Source organism: Flavobacterium sp. HBTb2-11-1, assembly GCF_009826975.1.
Lineage (GTDB): Bacteria > Bacteroidota > Bacteroidia > Flavobacteriales > Flavobacteriaceae > Flavobacterium.
The window spans coordinates 174,386-200,132 of record NZ_WUMO01000005.1; the positions used below are offsets into that span (position 1 = coordinate 174,386).

The window sequence follows — 25,747 nt, forward strand, 5'->3', positions numbered from 1 at the left end:
AAAATATGAAAGGAGCATTTTACAAACTTCCGATAGATTTTAATAGCGTAATGCAAAAAAAAGAGTTAGAAAAAACTTCTATTGAGCATTCTATTGCCCAACAGATCATTTTACTGGCCACGACTACATTTGGTGAGTGCAAGTTTGATGAAACGTTTGGATCAAAAATATGGGAAATCGATTTTGATTTACTGATGAATGAAAATACGTTAAAAGAAATTATTTCGAAGACAATGAAACAGTCTTTGGCTTTTCATGAAAAGCGAATAAAAGTAAAAGAGCTTATCGTCGAATTATCAGAAACAATGTATTTTGTTGATGATGTCAGCAGATCAAAAAAGAAAGTTGATATAATAATAGAAGCTACAATAAAAAGTACAAATCGTGATTTTGACTTTAGAGGATACTTTTTTGTTGGGCCGTTATCATATAAATAGCCTTTTTTTTAGTAATATTTTTATTTCAATAGTCTGCAAAAAGATTTATTTGTTTTTTAAATACTTGACAACTTGTGAATTATATATTGTAAATAAAGTTTTGTTAAAAAAAGTATTAATATAAGATTTTATTTATATATTTACAGCATAAATAAATAAATTAATAATTAAAAATTTTTCATTATGTCGTTTTTAACATCATTATCAGTAGCAGGAAAAGAGTACAAAGTATTAAACGTTAGTTATGATTTAGCTCAAGAAACAGATGCTTCTGGGCGTCCATCTACAGTAACACGTGGAGGAAGAATTATGATTGAAGTTGAATCAACTGGAAGTACTGAATTGTTTGAGTGGATGACTAACAATTTCGAAAGAAAAGATGGGTCAGTAAAATTCATCAAACGTGATTCAAATGCTACTTTAAAAGAGCTAAAGTTTACAGAAGCTTACATGGTTAAGTACAAAGAAAACTTTGATCATAACAGTGACAATCCATTAACTGAAACTTTTATGATTTCTGCTCGCAAAATTTCGATGGGTGGAGGAGAATTTGATAATGCTTGGGTGTAATCCTTTGGACTTTATCAATCTTTATTAAGTTATTAAAGGAAGTCTATTAACTTAGACTTCCTTTTTTGTTTTTTACTTTTAAAAAAAACATACAAACGTTGCCTAAATTTTAATCATCAAATAAATCTACAAAATGAGTTTTTTATCTAAATTACATATAGACGGAGAAGAATTTAATGTTCTTGAATTTAATATTGGTTTTAAACAAGAAATTGACACAACAAGTAAACCTACGGGAAATGCTAAGGGCGGAGTTATAAAAATGATAATTGAAGCAAGTCAGAACAGTCATTTTTTGGCTTGGATGCTAAATGGAGATTTAACCAAAGATGGTAAAATTGTTTTTTATAGAAGAGATGCATTAAGTAAAATGAAAGAACTTAAGTTTACGAAAGCATTTTGTGTTGGTTATAATGAACAATTTACAAGCACTACCGAAATCCCAATGAGAATTACCATGGAATTAGTGGCAAAAGAATTGACTTTTGGAGATGCTAAATTCTCAAATAATTGGATTGCTTTAGATTAATTGTTTAAAAGCTAATTAAAAACAGGACACATTATTATGGCACATTTTTCGGAACAAGTACATATAACCATAGGAGGTTTTACCCAAAACGTTGTTTATTATGATCTAAAGCTATCTCAAAAAATGGCCGACCATCATCATTTTTCTTTCATTTGGCAATATACAGGCAAAGCAGTAATTAATCCTGCAGACCAAGCTAAAGCACTGAGAACTTATCTAGGAGATGAGGTAATTTTTACTTTTAAAAGTCTTACAGGAATTAGACTTATGAGCAAAGGTATAATTACAGAACTTTCTTCTATTGATGTTGATGGAAGCCCAGCAGGATTGCATGTCTCAGGCGTAAGTCACAGTATTGTTATTGATGACATGAAAAAAGCAAGAACATTTAAAGACCGCAGTATGGATGATATCGTACTGAGTATTTTTGCTGAAGGACCAGGAGAATTTTACCAAAGAGAGTCTATTAAATCAACCTATCTAAAAGTGTTTAGCAACCTTTTGCAATACAATGAAACAAGTTTTGAGTTTCTAAAAAGATTAGCGAAACGTTACGGCCAATGGTTTTATTTTGATGGAATGCGTATGCAGTTTGGGCAAACAAAAAACAGTCAGACCAAATTGATTAATGGTGCTTCATTGCATAGTTTCAAGATACAGGCCAATATGAGCTCGCATAAAATTTCGCTGAATGGTTATGATTATAACAACGTATCGACTCTTCGCGAAGCAGCGGCTAAAACTTCATCTGGCAGTAAAGACAGTTTTGCTTCTATTGTAGGCTACAATCAAGGAACTGTAGCAAATTCTGATTTAAATAATGGCGCATATACTACAAATGCCATAAATAAAGACGACCTTGATGAAATGATAAAATTGCAAACTGCAGGCAGTGACGCCAACAGTGTATATTACAGCGGTATTTCTTATTTTCCAATTGGTTTAGGACAGGTTTTTACAATTCAAAATCAAACGGTTCAGCACGAATTAATAGCTGTTGAAGTTATACATCATTCTCAAGTGCATGGAAATTATTCTTGCGAATTTAAAGCAATTCCTGCAGATGTATCTGCACCGCATTACACCGATGTATTTGTTTACGGTAAAGCCGAAACGCAGCCAGCATATGTAAAAGAAAATAATGACCCAGAAGGGTTAGGACGTGTAAGAGTCGAATTTTACGGTGCAACTGGTACGGCAGTGACAGATTGGATAAGAATGGTACAGCCTTATTCTGGTTCAGGAAAAGGATTTTATTTTGTGCCAGAAATTGGAGAAGAGGTTTTAATTGGTTTTGAAGGTAACAATGTGCAGAATCCGTATGTGATTGGAGCCCAATATAACGGGCAAGACTCAAGCGGTTATGCTGATGCACAGAATAATATTAAAGCGATTCATACTAGAAGCGGACATGTTATAAAATTTACAGAAGACGAAAGCATCATAATTGCTGATAAAAATGGTAACGAAATACTAATGGATACTGTTGGTGGTAATATCAGTATAACAGCAAACAACACAATTGATCTTAATGCACAAAATATCAATTTTAATGCTTCTCAAAATATTACAGCGAATGCTGGAATGAATATTACAGAAAGTGCAGGAGCCGATAAAATGAGTATTGTAGGTATGATGCTTAATACTACAGTTGGCGGTGATAGTATGTTGTCGGTTACTGGGAATTTTATGGAAAACATTGAAGGAAATCTGGAGTCTCATACCGCTAAAGAAAGACAAGAGGTTGCGAGTAAAGAATATACTATGCAAAGTTCTGAAGAACATGTTTCGGTAAAATCATCGAAAGAGGTACAACAACATAGTGGAGAAAAAACTAAATCTGCTTAATTATGTCAAGGATACGAATAGTTGGAGGAACTATAACAAAAACAAGTAAAGGAGCTACAACCATAGAAGTTCTTGACGGGCATTTTAAATCTAATGCCGCTAAAGAAAACAGATGGGTTGGAGAAGAAAAAGGTAATACTTATCATGAATATAAAGCTCCTGAAAAGAAGGTAGATGAAAAAAAAGAAGCGATAAAAGAAATTGAGTGTTTAACAACATTAGATTTCGGTTCTACAAACGATAAAGCTGATGGTGTAAATAATCCAGGAATGATTTTTGGAAAAACTTATCATTTTAGAGTAAAAAGCTATTTAAAGGATGTTCCTAAAAATAAATTGGAAATAAAATGGCTGTTAAAATACCATAACTTATCAGAAAACAAGTGGGAAGAAATTCCTCTATCGGTAAAGGGTGATAGTGTTAAAATCACTATGAATGAGAAAAATATGTGTGGACGTTTTATTTATGTTCGAGCTTATGTAAAAGACCATGCAACCGAAGCGGAACTGAAAATTTGGAAACATAATCGCTTTAGATGGTTTAATCGATTGAAAATACATCAACAAATAAAGGATCGCGCAAAAGATCCTTGGAAAATTAGTCAAGAATATAGTTCACTTTGCGGAATGGCAGCTTTATATTATGCCATGATAAAGCGTGACCCCAAAGCTTATGAAAATTTAGCAAAAGAATTGTTTAGAACAGGAGGATATAAAGTAGGTGCTTATGTTGTAAAACCTCATGAAAAAGCTTTAGGTATGTATGAAACTAAACCAACAGATTCTAATTACAAATCTATGGGCATGCATGAAATTGATTGGATAGTATTGGCAACAACTCGTAGTGGGGAAAGTTTAAACAGCCAGTTTGTATATAACGGTTTTGAAAATGGTGACATGGATATGCTAAAAGCAGTTAACTGGCCTGATATGCTCACCAGAATGTGTAAAGAAGTTGCCGGTTATGCAAATGCAGAATCATTTGGGTTAAATTTATATTCAATCATGAATAAAAAAGGAATTGAAGCCAAAGCTCATGATTATGTTTCTAATTCTGATTTATTGGAACTTAAAAAAATTGATATAAAATACAATGCAGGGCATAATATTTTGATGATGATAGACTCTAACATGATTGAGGATGTTTCTGGATATAACCCTATAAATCTAAGTACTAACTCGCACTGGGTTGTATATGAAGGAGGATTAACATTCTATGACATTCACGGAAATATTACAACTAAAGTAGATCAAGCAGAAAAAGTTTTTTTTAGTATATATACATGGGGGCTGGATTTTAAAAATGATTATCTTCCAGAATCAGGAAATAAAAAAGAAGTTAATCCTAAATATAAATTTTTATACAAACCTTATTACATTGACATTAAAACTTTTAAATCCAACTATTATGGTTTCATTGAAGTATTTTAAATATTATACATATTTTTTACTTTTTTTTTCTTGTAATAAATATGATGAAGATAAGCAAATTTATCAACTAATTACTATAGAAAATTGGAAATCAAAAGGTAATGTGAGTGTAAAAATGTATCATTATAAAAAACAGACAAATTTCTCAAAAATGATTTCGGTAGATTCTTTATTTGAAGTGACTAATGATACTATACATCATTATTTAACAATAACTCCTAAATTTATTAATAATAAACCCATTGATGACGATCTTATCCTTTTGGTTAATAAAGATCTTGAATATAGATTTACCGAAGTTTCATTTATTAAAGACACAGTAAAAAGACCAACTATTCTAGGGCATAAATATATTATAAGATATAATTTAAAGGCTAATGTTAATAACAAGAAAATAAATTATTTAGATACTGTAAAAAAACCACGACAAGCTTCATATATATCTCTAGAAACATCTCTAGCTAGAAAAATGAGATAATAATATTTGTATTAAATCATTTAAAAGTAATTATTATGGATACATCGAAATATTTTAGCATCTTGCTAATTTTCGTTTTTTTTAATTGTAAAAGAGTTGAATACATAAAAGAGGATAAATCTTTTTATGATATTTATTTAAGAGGATGGAAATCCTCAGTATGTCCAAAGAAAATAGTATTCGAAAAGTATGTTAAAAATTCTAATTTTAAGAATTTCATAGGTAGTTATTCAGATTTTGAAATTGGCGATTGTGATTCGATAAATAAGGAATTGAATCAAAGAATAATAAGCCCAAATAAAGCATTTTTAGGATCAATAAATTATGATATCAGATTAATTATAAATGATAGCTTGGAATATAAAATTACTATGATTGATAATAAAGTTGATACTGTTTTTTCAGGTGGTAGGCAAGGAGATTTTATCATAATGAATAACATAAAATCATTTGAAATCAATGGTAATAAATTAGATAATAAAAATGCTCCTTTAAGTATTGAAATACCAACAAATCTAGGATTAATATTAAAGAAAAAATAAAATTGTAATTATGGAGATTAAAACAATAAGAAATACTTTAAATGATTGAGTTTCCCATTAAAACTTTTATAGTAAATAATGGATGTATAAAAAATCAAGTAAAAATGAAGAAAGTTGTATTGTTGTTTTTCCTAATATTAATCATTGTGTTTTTCATTTTTAAGGCAAATGATTATCGAAATACAAATAAATGTAGTTCTTCTGAATATGTTGCTAATGGAGAAAGGATATGGATAAGGTTAGATCCATATTTTAAAAATTTGAGCATAAAAGAAATTAAGGTTAAAATTTCAAATAATAAAGAATATGAATATAAAATAGATTCTATAAGTAATCTCAATTTTTATATTGATTCAAAGATTTTAGTTGAAGATACTTTAACTATTTTATTAAAAGATAAAATCTATAAAATTTATGATTTTAAAAACGGAGGCCAAATGTCAAATGCAGGACAGGATAAAGGTAATTTTCATTGCGGTATTCTCAATGCAACAATAAATGGTAAAGTTTATAATTTTTACGGCTATAATGAGGTTTTCCTAGGAAAAGATTTTTAAAAGGTATCATTTTTATGGTTAATTGTGATGAATACATTAAAGTTAAATAGAATATTATTCATATTGTTTCTTGTTTTGTTTAGTTGTAATACGCAAGAAGCTAATAACTGTAATACTTACTTAGCCGGTGGAGAAGGCTTTTGGATGTCTTTTAAAAACTTTTCAAAGAAGTATTCAGAAAAAGATTTAAAACATCTTAAGATTTATGTTAAAAACAGAAATGTTAAATATATCAAAGAAGATTTAGAAGATTTATTTATATGAAAATAATTTTAATATCGGTATATCAGAAAAAATATTGTTGAAGGATACTTTAATTATTAATGTTAAAGATGAGATAATCAAAATACATAGTTTCTCTAATCTGATTGAGGAAGGATTTGACCAAAATCATAGAAAAATTAGAGTTTGCCGGTATTGTACATCAACAATCAATAACAAAAAAATAGAAGATCAAGGTAATAATATTATTATAGTTGATTTTGATAAGCTATAAATTTTGATGAATCATCAAAAGAAGTTTGCACGAGCGGAACGTTCGTGATTGTAGGGGACTATGGAAAAAAACAGAGTAGAAAGAATGTAAAAGTGTACTTTTTACTATGCTATAAATTGATTAGAAGATGAATAGATTAATAATTTTTCCAATAATAATAACAATAATTCAATTGATAAGCTTTGGGCATTTGTATTATATTCATAAACATGGAAGTGGGCGATTTCCAGCTGATTTTATTGAATTGAATATTTTGGCTGTTTGTAATATAGGAGTGTTGATTTTAGCTTATTTTTTATATTATAAAGCAGAGATTAAGTTGAATATTTGGTTAGCTCCTATTTTATTTGCTCTCATTACAATTTTACTTTTATTTGGTATTTATGTAATAATGTGGATTAATGAGTATAAATAATTTTAGGTGCATATTTAATTAAATGGGAGTTTCTCCTTTCAAAATCAGATAATGAGACAAGACAGAATAAAAGACAGAGTGCTAAAAAGAGCTGCTAGGTCATGGGGTTTTTCAGATGTTGAGATGGAAACATCTTTTGATCCTGTAGTATCAATGATGCTTAATGCATTGTCTTACGAATTAGAAAAGGTAGCACATGAACTCGAAGACTCTAAAACAAGAGTTGTAGAAAGGGTTCTGGAAATTATGTTTCCCGAAGTTACTACAGGGGTAAAACCTGCAAGAGCAATTTTGCATGCTTTGCCAATAGAAAATAATATGAAAGTTTCGTTGCAGAATCAGATGTCGGCAAATCGAAGAATTCATAATATTTACAATCCTTTAGCACCAATTACTAAAGAGATTGCGCTATCGCCAACATTAGAAGTAAAGCTGTCGTCTGCAGAGATAAAATATGTAGCGTATGAGCGTAATTTGTTTGAGATTTCGAATCTTTTTTACAAAGATAGCATACGAGATTATAAGAATTCATTACCTTCTGGTGTCGTGTTCTTAGGAATTGAATTGACAAATTCGAAAGTTGAAGACATCGAAGATTTAATGTTATATATTGACATTAAAAATATACATCAGAAAGAAATGTTTCATTACTATTTAAAGCAAATGAAATGCTTTCAGGATGATGTGCAAATTACTGTAGAAGAAGGTTACAATGTTCCTGTAAACAATATTGATATAGAAAATATTATCAATCGCAACTACACGCATTTGAGTGAAATTATGCAGGAAGTAAATGAGTTTTATTTTGATAATTTTTATACCCTGAAAGGATCATTAAAGTATAAACCTCTTAATGAATACGGTTCAGAATATAAGTGCTTTGAAGCTGTAGCAGAAAGAAATGAGAATCCGATTATTTGGGTAAAAATGATTTTTCCAGAATCGTTAATTCCGCAAATATTAGACAATGTTTCTTTTACGGCAAACTGCTTCCCTGTAATAAACAAAAAGAAGCATATTATTAATAAAACGCTGGGTAATTTCTTATCCTATATCGCATTAGAAACAGACAATAATTTTTATCTGGATGTTGATACCGTTATCGATGGATTCAATAATCATTATGAAATAAAAGAATTTAAAGATGGTGTAATTGAAGAAGGAAATGCAGTATTAAGAACAGGCGGTGTATCTAGATTTGATTCAAGAACTGCATCAGAATTACTTCAAAATGTATTAGACTTGTTGAAGGATGAAAGTTCTTCTTTTGCCGGTTTGGGTAAAGACTTTATGAACAGTTCTTTAGTTGAAATAAATCAGCTTTTAGCTTCTGTAGAACAACAGGCGAGAGAAAGTAGTTTTTCTAAAAATAATGATCCTTACATAATGATTAAGCCAAAGTTTGATGAATCTTTAGGAAAGTCCTTTGCTATACATTATTGGTCAACTTGTGCAGAAGAAGGAAACGATATCAAAGCAGGCACTGTTTTAGAATCTAAAGACGATTTGCTGTTTGTAAGTAAAGAGGCAGTTTTGGTTACTAATACTGTGGGCGGAATGAATAAGCAGAATAATAAAGACCGTATTTTGGCTTATAGAAATGCTTTACTTACTCGTGGAAGAATTGTAACATTTGCAGATATAAAAGCGTTTGGATTTAATCATTTTAAAAGTTGTCTAACAGATATTAGAATAGAGAAAGGAACGCGAAAAGAAATTTCTGTAAAAGCAGGTTTTAGTAGAACGGTAGATATTTATTTAAAAATAAATGCAACAGAAAGAAATTATCTATCAGCTACAGAGTGGGATTATTTATGTGAAAGTTTTATAAAAAACTTAAAAAACAGGTCATCAAACGTATTTCCTTATCGACTTTTCATTGAAGAATAAAAAAATAAAAACCGCCGAAAAATTTTTTTTTCGGCGGTTTTCTTTAATTGAGGTTTTATTTTGGTTTTACTGGTATTTTTTATCCGTAAGTGTTTTCATAAAAGCAACAAGCGCTTTTTCTTCTTTGATTGTTAAATTCAGTTTGTCAAAAGGAAGCGTCTGATTTTCTACTTCGTAGCCTAAACCAATTCCACCGCCTTTATTGTAAAAAGAAACCACTTCTTCCAGCGTTTTAAAAACTCCGTTATGCATGTACGGAGCTGTAACAGCCGAATTCCTAACCGTTGGTGTTTTAAAAGCACCAACCAATTGTGGCATTTTATTGTATATGTAACGGCCTTTATCTGGACTTAAAGATTTTCCTGAAGGCTCATTTGGAGTTCCGATAACTTCGTGTTCGGTTTTGGAATAACTTGGCGGAACTGTTCCGTTAAACAAAGGCGTAAAATGGCACGTTGCACATTTTGCTTTTCCCATAAATAGGTTCATTCCTTGGATTTCTTCATTGTTCAGAACGTTTTTATTTCCTCTCATGTATTCATCAAATCTTGAATCAAAAGAGTTTAAAGAACGCACATAGCTTGCAATAGCATTTTGAATTTGCCATGCTTCCGGCTTTGAAGTTTTTGGATAGGCTTTTTTGAAAAGATTGATATATTCTTGCTCTAATTGAATTTTAGCGTGAATATTTTCCATTGAGCCATGCATTTCATCTTTATTCTCAATTACATCGACACTCTGCTTTTCTAAATCCAACTGTCGCATATCCCAAAATTGGGCATTCTGTAATGAAGCATAGGTTAGAGTTGGAGTATTTCTTGGCAAATTCATTCCCGTAAGCGAAATATTTGTTTTTAAGCCATCTGTAAAAGCTTTTTCAGGATTATGGCAAGTGGCACAGCTTCGATCATTGTTTTTGGAAAGACTTTTGTCATAAAACAATTTTTCGCCTAAAACAGCTTTTTCTTTGGTAAAATTATATTCTTTAGAAAGCACAAAAGCATTTACATCAAAGGCATCTTTATCAAATAAAGTTGCAATTGTTGGTTTTAGCGGACTGCTTTTCTTTACATTTTTAATATTTTCTTCTTTCTGAAAAGTTTTCAGTTTTTTTGAAATTGGATTTAGATATTCGGTTATAAAAACAGCTCTATTGAAAGCATTGAAATTATTATTAGCAGTGCAGTATTTTTGTGCATTTTGGGTTAATTCTCTTAATTCAGATAGTGATTTATTATTAGAATCAATCTTTTCAAGCGTTTCGGGAATTGAGATTAAACTTTCTCCCGCTTCTGGAATTGAAGATTGCAAAATCGGACTATCAAAACCAGTTATTCCTAAAGCTATAACTCTAAAAACATTCTGCTGTATGGCATCTAAAATGTAGTCATCACTTACGGTTATAGCTTCAAAAGTACTTTCTAACTGTTTAATATTCGATTGAAAAATATTCAATTCTCTCGTTAAATCTTCTTTGCTTTCAGGATTGTATTCAGGATAAATCATTTCTTCCATAACCTGAAAACCATGCGGTTCAAAAGATCGGTTTTCTTCTAGTTCCATTTCATCCAAAGCAGGACCGTTCATGAATCTAGCTGTTTCAGGAATGAAATATTCAATTGCCCATTCGACTTTTTTGTATGCCAGACGAGATTTTTTAAATTGTTCTACAATTTCTTTCTGTGAAGAATTGCTTTTTAAAAGCTTTTGAAATTGTGTAATTTCATTGCTAAGTTTACTTAAATGGACAAGTAATTCTTGTTTAACCGTTGGTTTTGATGCTTCGCTTTCTTTGCATGAAAAGAAAAAAGAAAGCAGTAGGAATAGAAAAGTAAGATGTTTTAATTTCATAATGGTGTTGTAATAGAAACAACCCTTATCGAAGAATAAGGGTTGTCAATAAGATTTCGGTAGAAATTATTAGCGTTGTACGTTTCTAATAATTACAGTTTGTCCTCCCTCTTTGTTAGTTTGAGTTCCTGAACCGTCAGCATTTTTAAATGCATCACTCTGCCAAGTATGAGGGTGAATATTTACCGTGAAAGTATCTGGAACACCAATGATATCTGAAATGTCTTGCATAGCTCCAAATTCCCAGCTTCCAAATCTCATTTCGCCAGTTTGGTTGTAAAGTGTGTTCCAAGCCGTATCTGTTCTTTTGTGGTTCATGTTTAACCACGGTTTATTTTGTTTTGTAGCAATATTGTACTGCCAGATATATGAATCGTGTTTTGCATCTGCATAATAGCTGTCGCCATCTTCCTGAATGTATACATAGTTTTCAGTTACGCATAAGTTATCTGGATTGATGATTCCAGTTCCAGGAGTACTGTCACCTTCAACAGCCAGTTCTAAAGTTCCTTTTAATGGGTTTGTAGCATCTAGTTTTACTTTGTAAACTCTTCCCCACATTGTATATCCTTCAACAGGAGCATTGTTAGTTGCCTGACCTGTAGCTGTAAAATAGATTTCTCTATTGTTGCTTGCGCTTCCTTTTCTGTAATCTACGTCTTCAACTCTTGAAAAACGAATTGCTTTTAAGTCATTAACCGTTGTATTGATTACAGCACCAGTTAAGTTTTTAGCATTCGGAATTTCAACAAATTCAACTGGATATGAATTGTTTAAAGTCATAGTAGTTTCAACTTGATTTCCGTCAGTTCTTTTTAAAGCGTATAATTTTCCGTTAGACAAATCACCAACTGTACTTACATACATAATCAGCTGACCTGCACTTACGTGAGAAGTTGAATATGATTGATCTTCACCAATTAAAATAACTGTTTTTCCAGGATAAGCTTCTTTTGGAAGCGGAACCGCGTTTTCCATACTCGCTTTTCCTAAAGCAGGCAACACTCTGTCTGTTCTTGCTTTATCAGTAGATAATCCAAGAGGATTAATTCCGTGAACCATACTCTCTTGACCGCTTTCTCCGGCAGTTAAAAAGATTGGTCCGAACCCATGGATTTCTGGAGTTGCTAGAGTAGCAGAACATAAACGAGTAAGACCTCCAACACCATCAACAATATAATCTCCTTTTACAGGTTTGAAAGTTTTATCTAAATATACTCTTGACACCGATTGGATAATTTCGTGGTTGGTAATCATAATGTATCCATCACCATTTGGATCTTTCATTAATCCAGCTCCGTCTGGCTGTGCTCCGTAAACAAAAGAAGGTGAATTTGGAAGTACATCTGCACTTGTAATTAAAGTACTGATTTTTAAGTTTTCAAAACCAGTTTGAGCATACACAAAAGGAGGTACTTTTGAATGTGAAGTAAAATCGATACTTGCGTTTACATCGTTTTTTGAATCTTTGTCATCATTTTGACAGCTTATTGCAGAAAGACCTGCAAGTCCAAGCAAGGTAATTGATTTTAAAAAGTTAGCTTTCATAAAGTGTTTTTTATTTTTTTGATTAAGGCAAAGCTATCTCTCTAAAACAAAGTACACGTTATGTTAATTTTTTCTTAATGCTAATAAATGTAAGTCTTGTATTATGAAATGGTAAATTGAAAGTTTCGAATGTAAATTTAAGACTCCTAAAAAAATCATAAAATTATTTAAAGAGCTGATTGAGATTGGTTGCTTTCTTCTCTTTCAGTTTTTTAACAATCTTGAGAAAGGCTATCGCAGTAATGTAAGCATCGCCCAAAGCAGTATGGCGGTCTTTTTTTGAAATGTCAAATTTATCAGCCAAATCATCTAAGGTATAATGATCTTTTCGTTCAAATAGATGCGACTGAATCAAAGTCTTTTTGTATAAATAAGCTGTATCTAAAGTTTTGTTTTGTAATTGCGGAAGTCCATTTCGTTCTAAAGCTCTATTAATCATGGTGACATCAAAAATGGTATGATGTGCAATAATTATAGAATCTCCTAAGAAATCTAAAAACAGCTGTAAAGCTTCTAATTCGGTCGGACGTTTGACAAGCAGATCTTTTAAAATACCATGAATCTGAGCGGTCGATTTATCATAATGATCTTGTTCCAAATAAACCTCAAAACTTTCCTGAACATTAATAATTCCGTTTTGAAGAACCAGTGCGCCAATGCACAAAATACGATCATTATCATAGTCAAATCCTGTAGTTTCGGTATCTAAAACTACAAAACGAGTTTCTTCGATGGTAATATTTTCGTCGAATAAATTGTTTTCTTCTTTCTTCCAAAAATTGAATAAACTCATTATTATACCAGATTTGAGATGTTAAAACGTACTGAAATAAGTTCCTGAAGTTCTTTAATCGTTTTAAAAGTACGTTTCAGTTTAATTTTTTCCATTTTAGTTAAAGATTCCAATTCGATAAACTGACCCGAATCATGATGCAATAATCCTTGTTTTGTTCTGAATTTCAGTAAAGCTTTAAACGAATATGAGCAAGACAAATACAATTCTCTATTATTTGGTTCCAATTCTGCCAGTTTCTCAAAACGCTCTGCCGTATTACTGATTCCTTTTACCGAATGCGATAAAATTAAAACACGCGCTGCGTCGGTTAAAGGCATTAAAGCTCTTCGTTTAATGTCAAAGTTATCTTTGTTTGCGCCGTCTTGTTCAACCAGAAATTGTCTAAAGAAACCTGTAGGAGAAGGACTTTGTAAAGCACCGCTTACCAAATGCATATAAAAAATCGGATTCGCCTTTATGTTTTCAAAAATAGAATCAGACAATTCGTTAACAATTTCAGAATCGCCGTAAGTTTTGCTGTAATCAAAGAAAATAAACGAAAGTAAAACTTCATTCTTTCCAGGATTAGTAATCCAATGATGCACTTGAGCTTTCCATTCATCCAAACTCATGCACCATTTCGGACTCGAAGCCATCATATCTGCCGGACAGTAATCGTAACCAATTTCAAAAAGACCTTTATTTACAAGACTAGCAAATTTGTGAAAATACACTCTAGTTTCATCTCTAAAAACCTCATTTACATTTTCGTAAACAATCGCATTGTCCTGATCGGTGTGAAGCATTTGTTCACCACGTCCTTGACTTCCAAGTGCTAACCAAGCAAATTTTACAGGTGGCGGACTACTCATTTTTTCCAAACAAATTTCGATAACTCGAGTAGTGCAGGCTTCATTCAGTTCGGTAATGATTTTGGTAATCAAAGTCATTGGAATATTTTGATCTAAATAACCTTGAAGCAATTGCATAATTCGGTTGCGAATTGGCTTTATTTCCTTGATTTTTTTAGTGCGTTTTAACGCTTTTATTAAAACCGCTGGATTATTTCCGAGCGCCACCATAACATCGTGTTTTGACAAAATTCCAACTGCTTTTGTATTTACAGTCCCGTCTTTTGTCAAACATAAATGACTGATATTGCTTTTCATCATAGCCATTTGCGCTTCAGTGACCGTCATTTTTTTCGGATACGTAATAACCGGTTTCGTCATTATCGTTTCGGCAGTTGTCGTTATCGGAAAATCGCCTGTAACTATTTTATTCCGAAGATCTTTATCGGTCAAAATACCAATCGGAAGCATTTCATCTACAATCAAAATCGCTCCGACCTTCTTTTTATTCATGATTTTCGCCACTTCCTTAACAGTTGTTGACGGACTGCAGGTTACGATTTTTTTAGAATATTTGATAGGGGCTAAATCGAAAGAATGATTGCTGGAATGCAAATTTTCATTCAGCTGATCATCACCATATAATTTATCTTTATGGATATCTGAATACGGATTTCGAGTATTCGAAGCATAACTCTCAATCAGGAAATTACCAACATTTCTATTTTCAAGCGCATAAGGTTTAAAAACGGCAATCGGAATAGCGTACAAAATACTTTCTTCGTGCGCCACAGCTTCCATAATATAATTTTCCTGTGCCAAAAGCGGACGAAGTCCAAAAATATCGCCTTCATCACACATATCCAAAACCGTATTTTTAGTGCTTTTTTTCAGGGCAACTGCACCTTTGTGAACTACATAAAAGGAATCATGCGTTTTATCATTTTCAGCGAAAATTACCGAATCCTTTTCTTTATAAATAATAGAAATCTGTTCAGACAGTTTTTCTAAATCTCTCTGATGCAAAAAATTAAACGGTGGATATCCTTTTAAAAAGTCTGCAACTCTTTGCGAAATGGTATTTTTCATTTGGTTAGATTAAAGTTCTAATGTACTATTTAAAATAGAAATGTAAAAGAAACACATTATAATAATTTGCCACAAAGACACAAAGTCGCAAAGAAATAAATCCTTGGAGTCTTTGTGCCTTTGTGGCAAAAAAGCTTAATTATTTTAATCTACTTTATAAACAGTACCTCGCTGTTTTTCTTCAGAACCAACCAAGCCAAACTCAAAAGTATAAGAATCTTTAGAAGTCGTTAAAATCTTCATGCTGATTGCTTTTTCTTCAGCCATATTTTTTGGATGTTTTTTCTGCAAAACATATTCGCAATCACTTACCCAACGAATGGTTGCCGTATCTGTTTTTCCTTCAAAAGTTTCGATTTCGATATCGTCTTTGCGTTCAAAGTAAGTTGTTTTTTTCTCACCGTTAACTTCGGTTTCAAATTTGAATTTCCCAGTTTTAAAATCTTTGCAATTGTGTTCTGTATTATAACAAGATACTAAAGCCAGTACCGGAAATAAGAATAGTATTTTTTTCATTTTAATTAAGTTGTTTTTTTAGGAGCTAATCCAGCTTTCCATTTCAATCTTTTTATTTTTAAAGAAAAAATAAAAAGGATTTCCATTGCAATCGGGGCTAGGGCATTAGGATAACAAGAAACACTTGTATATAATTTAAACTTTTTGAATATAAAACTCTTTCAGTTTTTTGGATTCTTTGACTTCTTCTCTGACTTCCTCTTTAGATTCGCTTTTGTTTGCTTTTGGCCAGATATGAAAACCTCCTTTTGTCATCGCTTTAATTTCTTGAAGAACGTTTGGCGAAAAATCAGAAAAAAAACTCAAGTCTTCAGGATTATCCCAAACACCCCAAATACCGTTTTCGTCTATATCTCCAGCATAATTAATAATATGTGTTGGATAAGTTTTGACCATTGTAAGTTTAAAATGTTCCAAATTATAAGAACCATTCCATCGAAAGGAGTCCACATCATCAATTCCAGAACCCGTAATAATTGAATTTGAAAAACTCAATTCAATAGACATTTTATGTTGCGCAGACGAATTAGAATAGCAATAAAATCCTTCCCATTCTCCGCTTGGTAAAAATTGATGCGTTTCGTTATCTTTTGATTTCATATTTAGTAAGATAGGTTATTTCAATCTCTTTAATTCATCATCGGTAAAGTTCTTGATTTCTTTTTCTTTGGCAAACTTTTCAGCATTATAATTTCCTGATTTGTTCTTCGGAATTGACAAGCTATTCCATTCGCTGTTTTTCAATTGTTTGGCATAAAAAACAATTTGCCCAACATGATAAGGATAATGTGCCAATTGACGATTGATGGCTTCAATAACCGTATGGCCTTCATTTCTGATGTAAATGATATCTGAAAGCTGTTCGGGTTTTAAGCTTTCTAAAGCATTCTCTAGACAGTTCCAACCTTTCTTCCAAACTTCCAGAACTTCTTCTTTAGATTGTAAATCGTTTTCAAATTCGGAATCGCGGTTTCGCCATTCCTTTTCGCCATCAGAAGTTAGAAAATCGGTCCAGCGAGAAAGCATATTGCCTGAAATGTGTTTTATGATAGTTGCAATGCTGTTGGTGTCTTCATTAAAAGAAACGAAAAGCTTTTCTGGTTCAAGCTGATCCATTGCTTTTTCGCCAAGCATTTTATAGTACAAAAATTGCTTTTTGACACTTTCTAGGTAAGATTGATCTGCATTCATAATCTGATTATTTTAAGATTGAAGTTCAATTTTGTTTTCCTGAATTAATATTTTTCCCCAGTCGTTTAGTTTCCAAAGAATCTCAACTAATTGCTTTCCTGTTTCGGTCAAAGTGTATTCGACTCGCGGAGGAAGTTCGTTAAACGAATGTTTTATCAATATACCATCTTCAACCATTTCATTTAGTTGCTGATTTAAAACACGTCGGTCCACCTTTGCAATCCCACGCAAAAATTCGCTAGGTCTTTTTTTACCATCATTTATCTGCCAGACAATCGGAATTTTCCATTTTCCGCTAATAGAATTCACAGCAATTTCTAGTGGACAAATTTTATTTTCGGGGTTTCGTTCCTTTGTTTGCATAAAATTGACTTTTATATCACTATGGGATAAAAATATGCGGTATTGCCAGTGTTATTAGGCTTTCCGATCTTTACAAAAATAATCAAAATTTTAAGCATAATAAACGATCGAGTGTATCAAAGTAAAAAATTATGGAAGATATAAAACGTAAAGGAGCTAGATCGGTAAAAGATATTCCTGCTTCTGTTTTAGAACAGCTCAATAAAGGAGAAATTGAAACTGCTAATCTGGTAGAATGGCTTGCTGTAAATCAAACTAAGCTTTTAGAGAATTTATTGAAAGAAAGTGACCGAATTCAATATTTGGAGCCTATTTTGACAGACATCAGAAATTTGAAAAAGCAGACAGTCAACACCGTAAATGAAGCAATTGGGACAGGAATGCTTACAGAATCAATTCTTAATAATGATTCTGATATACTTTCAATAATGGCGAGACACAAATCAGATGTGGTGCGATGCTGGTCTGCTTATACAATTGGAAAAAATCAAGAGCTTAAAATTAAAGAAATTTTAAATAAAATAGAGTTTCTATCTGCCGATAAGCATTTTGGTGTCAGAGAAATTTCATGGTTAGCAATTCGATCCAATATTATAAACAATTTAGAAGAAAGCCTTGAAATTTTATTGGAATGGACTTTTAGTGAAGATGAGAATATAAGACGTTTTGCGACCGAAGCGACTAGACCAAGAGGAGTTTGGTGCGAGCATATCCAAAAACTTAAACAAGAACCGGAATTGGCTTTAAAGATTATCGATTCTTTAAAAAGTGATCCTTCAAAATATGTTCAGGACAGTGTTGGAAATTGGCTGAATGATGCCAGTAAAACAAGACCAGATTTTGTAAAAGATTTATGTAAAAAATGGAAAAAAGATAGTCCCACAAAAAAAACGCTTTATATTATTAAAAAAGCTTTGAGAACAATTGAAAAGTAGGTTTTTTGTCTTTGCTACGAATAACACGAATTTTCACAAATTTTTATGCTTCAACAGAAAATAATTGAAATATTAATTTGTGGAAATTCGTGTTATTCGTGGCTAAAAAAACTATACAATTTTAATGTCATATTTATCCAATAATCCAACAATTCCTTCTGTAGAAAATTGCGCTTTTTTCATCGGATTAAACTCGGGATCAATTTTATAATTGTAAGCTGTTTTAAAATTGACTCCCGCCAATTGCGTTTCGTTAAAAATAGCGCCGTCAAGATTGCAATTGTCAAAAACAGAATTCGTTAAATTAGTTCCGATGAAGGTGACTTCGCGTACAGAAGAATTGGTGAATTTGGTTTTTGGCATTTTTTTATTAGAAAAAAGCGCATAATCCAAAACACAATCTTCAAAATATACCTGAAATAAAAAATCATCACATTCGTTAAAAGCGATTCCGAGAAGTTTGCAGTTTTTGAAAGTGACATTTTTTAAACTCGTTCCTGTCAAGCTGGTCATAGACAAATTGCAGTCAATAAATTCGCAGTCCAAAAAAGTATTAGAATTGAAATTGCTGTTGGAAAAATCACAGTTTTTAAACACACAATCTTCAAACTCGCGATTGTTTATTTTCTTATCGATATAAACAACTTTCTCAAATGTTTTCTGAATGTGAATTAGACTTTCCATGAATGTTTTTTAGGTTTTTGCGCATTGTGACGCACTCGAAGTATATAGATGTTCTCTTTTGTTATTTGATAAGAAATAGCATAATCGTAAACAGAATAAACTCTAAAACTACCATCATTGTTGGCTTTTTGTTTGTCAAGTTTATAAATTTCAGGTTGTGTTTTCAGTATTTCGGTACTTTCAAAAATAGTATTAACTACTTTATCAGCAATCGTAAGTGATTTACTTTCAAAGAAAATGTAAAAATGAATGTCCTCTAATTGGCTCAAAGCATTGTTTGTCCAAATTATTTTCTTCCCCATTTTTTTGCAATTTCTTTAGCTTCATCTTCAGTATAAAAATTACCTTTTTTAATATCGTCTAAGGCATTTTCAATATCTAAATTATAAGCTGCATCCGAATCAATTGCGGTATTATTTATTGATTGTAAGAGGTGTTTTAATTTTTCTACAAAAGAGGGGTCTTTTACTTTATCAATTTCTTGATGAATCCAGTTTATTTCTGCTTGTATATCCATAACAAAGAATTTTAGTAAAGATACAAATTAGTCATTAAATATACCTTTCATAATAATTTTCAATCCCAAAAAGATCAAAAGCATAGAAGAAAGACAAGCCACAATTCCGATTCCTAAAACAAGATAATGCCAGTTGGTGTGTTGATTTTGAAAAGCATTGTAAATCAATGTTGGCCCAAGAAACATTAAAGGCAGAGCGCCTGTTAAATATTTTACTCCTTTTTTTAGTAATTCTTTATTTGTTGCCATTTTTTTTTGTTTCAAGTTTTCTTTTGTTTCAAGTTTCAAGTTATAGTTTAAAACATTTCACATTTTACCGAAAACTTTTTACTTTTTATAATTATCAACAGCATTTCTCACACTGCCGTATTTTTTCAATAATTCAGAAGCTTCATCATACGAAACCGAAATCTCGTCCATAATCATCTTAACGCCTCGATCAACCAATTTGATATTGCTTAATTGCATGTCAACCATTTTGTTTCCTCTCACTTTTCCAAGCTGAATCATAGATGCGGTAGAAATCATATTTAAAACCAATTTCTGTGCAGTTCCAGCTTTCATTCTAGAGCTTCCCGTAACGAATTCCGGGCCAACAACAACTTCAATAGGAAATTGTGCTGTTAAAGCCAGTGGACTTCCTGCATTACAAGTAATACATCCCGTTACAATATTGTTTTTATTACAAGATTCTAAACCGCTAATTACATAAGGAGTCGTTCCAGAAGCAGCAATTCCAATAACCACATCGTTTGAATTGATATTATGATTTTGAAGATCGATCCAAGCATTTGTTGTACTGTCTTCGGCGTTTTCTACAGCACGTCTTATGGCTGTATCACCGCCAGCAATAATGCCATTTACTAAATCAAATGGAACGCCAAAGGTTGGCGGACATTCTGAAGCATCGACAACACCTAGACGGCCAGAAGTTCCTGCGCCAATATAAAACAATCTGCCACCGAGTTTTAATTTCTCCACAATTTGTGGAATCAAAGCTTCAATTTGTGGCAAAGCTTTTTCTACTGCATAAGGCACAGTTTTGTCTTCTTGGTTAATATTAGATAACAATTCATGAACAGACATTTTCTCTAAATGTTCATATTTCGATGCTTGTTCAGTAGTTTTCGTAAATGTCATTTTATCGTTATTTAGACTCGTCAAAATTAATATATTTTATCTCAATCTTGCAAAGTCTCAGAGATTTAAAATCAATTTTTTTCTTCTATTTTTCTGCATAAAGACGGTTTTAATAAGGCTTTGTTACATAAACTAAAATATTATATTTGTTTAATATTCATAAAAGATAAATGGACAAATTAGATTTACTACAGGGAATTGCTCGAATTTCTGTTTTTGTTTCCTTATTAATGGCCTTTTTTCTGCTGACTGTTAAAACAGAAAATAAGCTAGCAAACCGCATTTTTGCTTTGTTTTTTATTTTTTCGGCTATAGATCTTAGCGGTTTTTTTATGTACTTGTATACAGAAGATCACAGAAATCTAGAAATTTTCAGAGCAACATTTTGTCTGTTAGGAATGCCGTCGTTTTATCTTTACGTATTAGCTGTTTGTTATTCAGATTTTCGATTGAAATGGAAGCATTTAATTCATCTGCTTCCTTTTGTGATAGTCAATTTAATTTTTATGCCTAGAATATATTTAAGTATTGTAAATGGAAGTTTCATTGGCCCATTAAATGACATGTCTGAAATCTATTTTATTCAGATTTTAATCGAATTGCAGTATGGTTTTTATATCGTAAGCGTTTTTCTGATTTTGAAGAAGTATAAAGAAATTTATTTGGAGAATTATGCCAATACAGGTATTTCGACTTATAAATGGCTTTTTCAAATGACTTGCGTATTTCTAGTTGCGCATTCTATTGTCGCATTAAAAAATGTACTTCGATATAGCGGTTTTAGAGAAGTTTTTTTATGGGCAAACGTACTTGTTGGAACTATTGCTTTATTTATAACTTGTTGGTTTATAATGAAAGCTTTAAAACATCCAGAGCTTTTTAGAGGAGTAAATTCTAAATTAAAACTGACCAAAGATATTCTCCCTGAGGTTGAAGAAAAAACAGAAACTAGCAGTGAGCAAAACGATCTGATTAAAACCCAGATAGCGACATTAAAACAATATATGGCAGAAAAAGAGCCGTTTCTTGATCCGTCGCTTACGATTCAGGAACTGGCCAATCAAATTAATATGCCTGTTCGAGATTTATCTGTTTTGATTAATCATCATATGAACCAGCATTTTTTTGATTTTGTGAATGAATATCGCATTCAAAAAGCAATGCATATTCTCAAAGATCAATCGAAAAACCAGCTTACGGTTCTAGAAATATTGTATGAAGTAGGTTTTAATTCGAAATCTTCATTTAATACTTCTTTTAAAAAACATACAAATCTTACGCCTACAGCTTATCGGAACGCTATTGTAAATTGATCTAGCTTCTAATCAATTTATGTTTAAGAACTAAAATATTATATTTGTTAAATAATCAAAAAAGTAATGAATATAGTCACTTTTTTAAATGGTATGGCCGGAATATCAGTTTTTGTTTCCTTATTGCTGGCCTTCTTTTTACTCACTGTGCAAACAAAAAATAAACTTGCCAATAGGCTATTTGCTTGCTATTTGATATTTTTTGCCATTGATAATAGCGGTATTTTTATCGATGAGAACTTCATTAGATACCATTTTAATTTCGAATTTTTTAGATGGACTATTTGTACGTTAGTACTGCCAGCTTTCTATCTTTATGTCGTATCGGTTTGTTTTGCTGATTTTAGGTTGCGTTCAAAACATTTGTTGCATTTAATTCCGTTTGTTCTAACAAATGTGGTTTTCTTGTTTAGACTCTATCTTTTAAATGAAGCTAACAAAAGACTTTTTTATGACCATCGTGACCAATCGCCAGAAATGTTTTATTTGTTTCTTGTTCTAGGTTTGCAAATAGTTGTTTATAGTATAGGCGTCTTTTTGGTTTTGAAAAAGTACAGAGAAATATTTCAGGAAAATTATACGAATCCGAGAACTTCTATTTTTAAATGGTTGTTTCAGATCTCTATGGCACTTTTTGTTTTGTATTACCTATCAATAGCCAAAAATATATTGCGATATGCTGCTATTGATTTCTTATGGTGGTCTAACACCATATTGCAGTTTTGGGTTTTGACGATCACTTGTTGGTTTGTTTTAAAAGCGCTGAATTATCCTGAACTTTTTAGAGGCATCGATTCTAAATTGTTATTGGCAAGAGATATTCTTCCTAAAAAAAATAATGAAAGTACTGATGCAAAAGACAGCCAAAACGAAGTGATTGCAAACCAGATTTTGGCATTGAGACACTATATGACAGAAAAAGAACCCTTTCTTGATCCGTCGCTTACAATTCAGGAACTTTCTAATCAAATTGAAATTCCGGTTCGAGATTTATCTGTTTTGATTAATCAGCATATGGATCAGCATTTTTTTGATTTTGTGAATGAATATCGCATTCAAAAAGCGATGGAAATTCTTAAAAATCCTTCCAAAAAAGATCTAACGGTTTTAGAAATTTTGTACGAAGTGGGATTTAATTCAAAATCATCTTTTAATACTTCATTCAAAAAATACACAAATTTAACACCGACAGCGTATAGAAATAGTTGAAAATAAAGGCTTTGTAAAAAGTCGAACGCATTGCAAAAAAAGGTCGAACCAATTTCTATTTGAGAAAATGGTTCGACTTTTTTTTATCGGTCGCACAGGGAAATTTTCTATGGCAACTTTGCTTCAAATTAATCGAACAAGTTAAAATTAGAAATCATGAAAAAATTAAATCTCCTAATCTTTTTACTATTGCCTTTACTTTGTTTGGCACAATCAACATTAAAAGGAAAAGTAGCCAGTGAAACAAAAGCTTTAGAATGGGCAGAAATTTCAATAGTAAATAAAGAGGGAAAAATTATTGATGGAACTACAACTAAAGAAGACGGTTCTTTTGAAATAAATCTTAAAAACGGCTTTTATAAAATAGAAATCAATCTTTTAGGATTTACTAACTATGAAAAAGAAATTTTGCTCGAAAAAAATGCCGATTTAGGAACTATTATTGTCAAAGAAAATGAAACCAAATTAGTTGAAGTTGTGGTTCAGTCTAAAAAGAAAACCATCGAACAGAAAGCAGATCGCTTAGTTTATAACCTCGAAAACAATGTTACAACAACTGGCGGCGATGCTTTAGTAGCCATTAATACAGCGCCTGGAGTTGTAGTGAAAAATGATGCAATTACCATTTTAGGAAAAGGAACTTCGCGCGTGATGATAGACGGGCGTTTGATTGAATTGACTGGGGAGGAATTGAATAATTTCTTGAAATCGATTTCTGCTGCAGACATTAAGAATATTGAAATTATAAGCAATCCGCCAGCAAAATATGAAGCCGATGGGGTTGGAGGATTGATAAATATTATCATGAAAAAAGGCGTTCGTGATTCGTGGAAAAATTCGACGACAGTTTCTTATGATCAGAATAAATACGGGATCTATACTTTGAGAGATAATTTTTTCTACAGTAAAAATAACTTTAGAGTTTCGGCAAGTGTAAATGGAAAAACGGGTTATAAAAATTCTACAGAGAATTTGGACATGTATTTTCCTGATGGACTTTCAACAATGAGAGCTGATACAAAAGTTAAAAACGAGAATTTTTCAGGAAAATTGGCTCTAGATTATGATTTATCACCTCGCACCTCTGTTGGCTTTCAGTTTATGAATGATAGAAATAATCCAGATTTTGGTTCAGATATAAGAATTGAAAAGTATAACACGCAAAACGAATTGCAGCATGTGACATTAAATAAAAGTTTTACAGATAAGGGTTCTAAAAATCAGACTTATAATGCGCATTTCATTACAAAACTAGATTCGCTAAACCGAAAATTGTCTTTTGATGCAGATTATTTTAATTACAATTCAAAATTTGATCGTGGTTTTATTGCTAATGATTATACGCCAGATATGGAATTTATCAACCTTAATCAAGCAGGAAGAAATATTTCTAACCAAGACATTGATAATTGGAGTTTTAAGGCAGATATGGAGCATCCTTTGCCATCATTTAATTTATCTTATGGAGCAAAAATGAGTTTTACCAATAGCATAAGCGATGTTGTTTTTTACAATACTGCTACAGGAACTCCAGAATTAGATCCGAGTCAATCAAATCGATTTAAATACACTGAAAATAATCAGGCGGTTTACATTAACGGAGATAAAAAAATAAACGAGAAGTGGAATCTTCAAATGGGTTTGCGACTTGAAAATACCCAGACTAACGGGTTTTCCGAAACGATGAATCAGGAAAATGTAAATAATTATTTGAAGCTGTTTCCGACTTTTTATGCTTCGTACAAGAAAAACGAGAATAATAGTTTTAGTTTCAATTATGGGAAAAGAATCAATAGACCTCGTTTTGATTTGCTGAATCCTTTTAGGGTTTATATTAATAGTAACAGTTATTCTGAGGGAAATCCGTTTTTAAAGCCTTCATTTAGTGATAATTTTGAATTGTCGCATTCTTATAAAGAAGTTTTAAGAACAAGTGTTTTTGTAAATGCCATTACAAACGGATATGGAATTGTTTTTACCTCAAACCCAGAAACAAATACGCAAATCGTAACGCGTGAGAATTATTATAATGGTTTGAATTACGGTGTTGGCGAAACTTATTCGGCAACTTTTGCAGACTGGTGGCAAAGCGAAAATACATTGTACTTTTTGGGGTCTGAAACGAAGTTTATAAACGGCTTAAATGCAACGCCATCAAGTAGTTTACAGATTGATTTCACGACAAATAATACATTTGTTTTAGGGAAAAACACGAAACTTCAAATTGATTTCAATTATAGTTCACCTTTTAAAAGCGGTTTGTATGAGGTTGGTTATGTTTCAAGTTTTGATATTGGTTTCAAACAAAATTTGTTGAATAAAACGCTTCAAATTGCCTTTTTAGCCAATGATATTTTTAATACTTCTTATTTAAAAGATTTCACTTCGGTTGTGAATGGCGTGAAACAGGTGTACAGCCAGAATGAAAGTAACCGATTTGTTCGTCTTTCAGTTGTATATAACTTTGGAAATAAAAAAATTAACGTCAAGGAACACAATTTTGGAAATCAAGACGAAAGAAAGAGAACTGGCAATTAAATTAGATAATTCTCCTAACAGGTTTCAAAACCTGT

The 25,747-nt window shown here is 31.7% G+C and carries 27 protein-coding genes; 14 read left to right on the forward strand and 13 right to left on the reverse strand.

Annotated elements, in window-relative coordinates; translation table 11 throughout:
* The first annotated feature begins 5 nt into the window (after positions 1-5).
* The 10 genes from GR162_RS12510 (at position 6) to GR162_RS12555 (ending at position 9,192) form a co-directional block, all read left to right on the forward strand.
* Positions 6-437 carry a GPW/gp25 family protein gene (locus GR162_RS12510; protein ID WP_160782446.1) on the forward strand — a complete coding sequence of 144 codons (432 nt, stop codon included), beginning with the start codon at positions 6-8 and terminating at the stop codon, positions 435-437.
* Between the two features lie 183 nt (positions 438-620).
* Entirely contained in the window at positions 621-1,007 is a 387-nt protein-coding gene (gene tssD, locus GR162_RS12515; RefSeq protein ID WP_160782447.1) for a type VI secretion system tube protein TssD, read from the forward strand.
* A 133-nt stretch (positions 1,008-1,140) separates the two neighbouring features.
* Positions 1,141-1,536 carry a type VI secretion system tube protein TssD gene (gene tssD / locus GR162_RS12520; protein WP_160782448.1) on the forward strand — a complete coding sequence of 132 codons (396 nt, stop codon included), beginning with the start codon at positions 1,141-1,143 and terminating at the stop codon, positions 1,534-1,536.
* Between the two features lie 36 nt (positions 1,537-1,572).
* The gene (locus GR162_RS12525; protein WP_160782449.1) at positions 1,573-3,384 is read left to right on the forward strand and encodes a type VI secretion system Vgr family protein; all 1,812 of its coding nucleotides are present in this window, start codon (positions 1,573-1,575) and stop codon (positions 3,382-3,384) included.
* A gap of 2 nt (positions 3,385-3,386) precedes the next feature.
* Positions 3,387-4,814, forward strand: a complete 1,428-nt coding sequence (locus GR162_RS12530; protein WP_160782450.1) for a hypothetical protein — start codon at positions 3,387-3,389, stop codon at positions 4,812-4,814.
* Positions 4,792-5,292: a hypothetical protein gene (locus tag GR162_RS12535; protein ID WP_160782451.1), complete on the forward strand. Its 501-nt coding sequence runs from the start codon at positions 4,792-4,794 to the stop codon at positions 5,290-5,292. Before GR162_RS12530 ends, GR162_RS12535 begins: the two co-directional genes overlap by 23 nt.
* Positions 5,293-5,327: 35 nt before the next feature.
* On the forward strand, positions 5,328-5,834 hold the full coding sequence (locus GR162_RS12540; RefSeq protein ID WP_160782452.1) for a hypothetical protein: 507 nt from the start codon (positions 5,328-5,330) through the stop codon (positions 5,832-5,834).
* A gap of 104 nt (positions 5,835-5,938) precedes the next feature.
* The gene (locus tag GR162_RS12545) at positions 5,939-6,391 is read left to right on the forward strand and encodes a hypothetical protein (RefSeq protein ID WP_160782453.1); all 453 of its coding nucleotides are present in this window, start codon (positions 5,939-5,941) and stop codon (positions 6,389-6,391) included.
* 623 nt (positions 6,392-7,014) lie between these two features.
* A complete protein-coding gene (locus GR162_RS12550) occupies positions 7,015-7,302 on the forward strand; it encodes a hypothetical protein (RefSeq protein WP_160782454.1) in 288 nt (95 codons plus the stop codon).
* Between the two features lie 51 nt (positions 7,303-7,353).
* Positions 7,354-9,192 (forward strand): type VI secretion system baseplate subunit TssF, encoded by a 1,839-nt coding sequence (locus GR162_RS12555; protein ID WP_160782455.1) that lies wholly within the window; start codon positions 7,354-7,356, stop codon positions 9,190-9,192.
* Positions 9,193-9,258: 66 nt separating this feature from the next.
* On the opposite strand, the gene GR162_RS12560 is transcribed toward GR162_RS12555, so the two are convergent.
* The 8 genes from GR162_RS12560 to GR162_RS12595 all read right to left on the reverse strand — a co-directional run bounded on the left by GR162_RS12560 (position 9,259) and on the right by GR162_RS12595 (position 17,376).
* Positions 9,259-11,043 (reverse strand): cytochrome-c peroxidase, encoded by a 1,785-nt coding sequence (locus GR162_RS12560; RefSeq protein WP_160782456.1) that lies wholly within the window; start codon positions 11,041-11,043, stop codon positions 9,259-9,261.
* A gap of 69 nt (positions 11,044-11,112) precedes the next feature.
* On the reverse strand, positions 11,113-12,591 hold the full coding sequence (locus GR162_RS12565) for a hypothetical protein (RefSeq protein ID WP_129748646.1): 1,479 nt from the start codon (positions 12,589-12,591) through the stop codon (positions 11,113-11,115).
* 163 nt (positions 12,592-12,754) lie between these two features.
* Positions 12,755-13,384 carry a PolC-type DNA polymerase III gene (locus GR162_RS12570; protein WP_160782457.1) on the reverse strand — a complete coding sequence of 210 codons (630 nt, stop codon included), beginning with the start codon at positions 13,382-13,384 and terminating at the stop codon, positions 12,755-12,757.
* Between the two features lie 2 nt (positions 13,385-13,386).
* Positions 13,387-15,306, reverse strand: coding sequence for a DUF294 nucleotidyltransferase-like domain-containing protein (locus GR162_RS12575; protein WP_160782458.1), 1,920 nt, complete (start codon positions 15,304-15,306; stop codon positions 13,387-13,389).
* Between the two features lie 144 nt (positions 15,307-15,450).
* Complete coding sequence (locus GR162_RS12580) at positions 15,451-15,822, reverse strand: DNA topoisomerase IV (RefSeq protein WP_160782459.1); 372 nt, start codon at positions 15,820-15,822, stop codon at positions 15,451-15,453.
* A gap of 135 nt (positions 15,823-15,957) precedes the next feature.
* On the reverse strand, positions 15,958-16,422 hold the full coding sequence (locus GR162_RS12585; protein WP_160782460.1) for a hypothetical protein: 465 nt from the start codon (positions 16,420-16,422) through the stop codon (positions 15,958-15,960).
* Between the two features lie 15 nt (positions 16,423-16,437).
* Positions 16,438-17,013: a DUF1572 family protein gene (locus GR162_RS12590; RefSeq protein ID WP_160782461.1), complete on the reverse strand. Its 576-nt coding sequence runs from the start codon at positions 17,011-17,013 to the stop codon at positions 16,438-16,440.
* A 12-nt stretch (positions 17,014-17,025) separates the two neighbouring features.
* Entirely contained in the window at positions 17,026-17,376 is a 351-nt protein-coding gene (locus tag GR162_RS12595) for a helix-turn-helix domain-containing protein (RefSeq protein WP_160782462.1), read from the reverse strand.
* A gap of 131 nt (positions 17,377-17,507) precedes the next feature.
* Here GR162_RS12595 and GR162_RS12600 point away from each other — a divergent pair, with 131 nt between their 5' ends.
* The gene (locus GR162_RS12600) at positions 17,508-18,311 is read left to right on the forward strand and encodes a DNA alkylation repair protein (protein WP_160782463.1); all 804 of its coding nucleotides are present in this window, start codon (positions 17,508-17,510) and stop codon (positions 18,309-18,311) included.
* Between the two features lie 111 nt (positions 18,312-18,422).
* Here the strand turns inward: GR162_RS12600 and GR162_RS12605 are convergent, their stop codons facing one another.
* The 5 genes from GR162_RS12605 to murQ all read right to left on the reverse strand — a co-directional run bounded on the left by GR162_RS12605 (position 18,423) and on the right by murQ (position 20,652).
* Positions 18,423-18,995, reverse strand: a complete 573-nt coding sequence (locus GR162_RS12605) for a pentapeptide repeat-containing protein (protein ID WP_160782464.1) — start codon at positions 18,993-18,995, stop codon at positions 18,423-18,425.
* Entirely contained in the window at positions 18,983-19,297 is a 315-nt protein-coding gene (locus GR162_RS12610) for a type II toxin-antitoxin system RelE/ParE family toxin (RefSeq protein WP_160782465.1), read from the reverse strand. The genes GR162_RS12605 and GR162_RS12610 overlap by 13 nt, the downstream gene beginning before the upstream one ends.
* Entirely contained in the window at positions 19,282-19,512 is a 231-nt protein-coding gene (locus tag GR162_RS12615) for a hypothetical protein (RefSeq protein ID WP_111424143.1), read from the reverse strand. The genes GR162_RS12610 and GR162_RS12615 overlap by 16 nt, the downstream gene beginning before the upstream one ends.
* Positions 19,513-19,539: 27 nt before the next feature.
* A complete protein-coding gene (locus tag GR162_RS12620; protein ID WP_160782466.1) occupies positions 19,540-19,761 on the reverse strand; it encodes a DUF6095 family protein in 222 nt (73 codons plus the stop codon).
* Positions 19,762-19,839: 78 nt separating this feature from the next.
* On the reverse strand, positions 19,840-20,652 hold the full coding sequence (murQ, locus tag GR162_RS12625) for an N-acetylmuramic acid 6-phosphate etherase (RefSeq protein ID WP_008462601.1): 813 nt from the start codon (positions 20,650-20,652) through the stop codon (positions 19,840-19,842).
* A gap of 170 nt (positions 20,653-20,822) precedes the next feature.
* Between murQ and GR162_RS12630 the strand changes: the two genes are divergently transcribed.
* The 3 genes from GR162_RS12630 to GR162_RS12640 all read left to right on the forward strand — a co-directional run bounded on the left by GR162_RS12630 (position 20,823) and on the right by GR162_RS12640 (position 25,712).
* Entirely contained in the window at positions 20,823-21,965 is a 1,143-nt protein-coding gene (locus tag GR162_RS12630; protein WP_160782467.1) for an AraC family transcriptional regulator, read from the forward strand.
* 66 nt (positions 21,966-22,031) lie between these two features.
* Positions 22,032-23,174, forward strand: a complete 1,143-nt coding sequence (locus GR162_RS12635; protein ID WP_160782468.1) for an AraC family transcriptional regulator — start codon at positions 22,032-22,034, stop codon at positions 23,172-23,174.
* A gap of 156 nt (positions 23,175-23,330) precedes the next feature.
* Positions 23,331-25,712 (forward strand): TonB-dependent receptor domain-containing protein, encoded by a 2,382-nt coding sequence (locus tag GR162_RS12640; protein WP_160782469.1) that lies wholly within the window; start codon positions 23,331-23,333, stop codon positions 25,710-25,712.
* Positions 25,713-25,747: the final 35 nt, after the last annotated feature.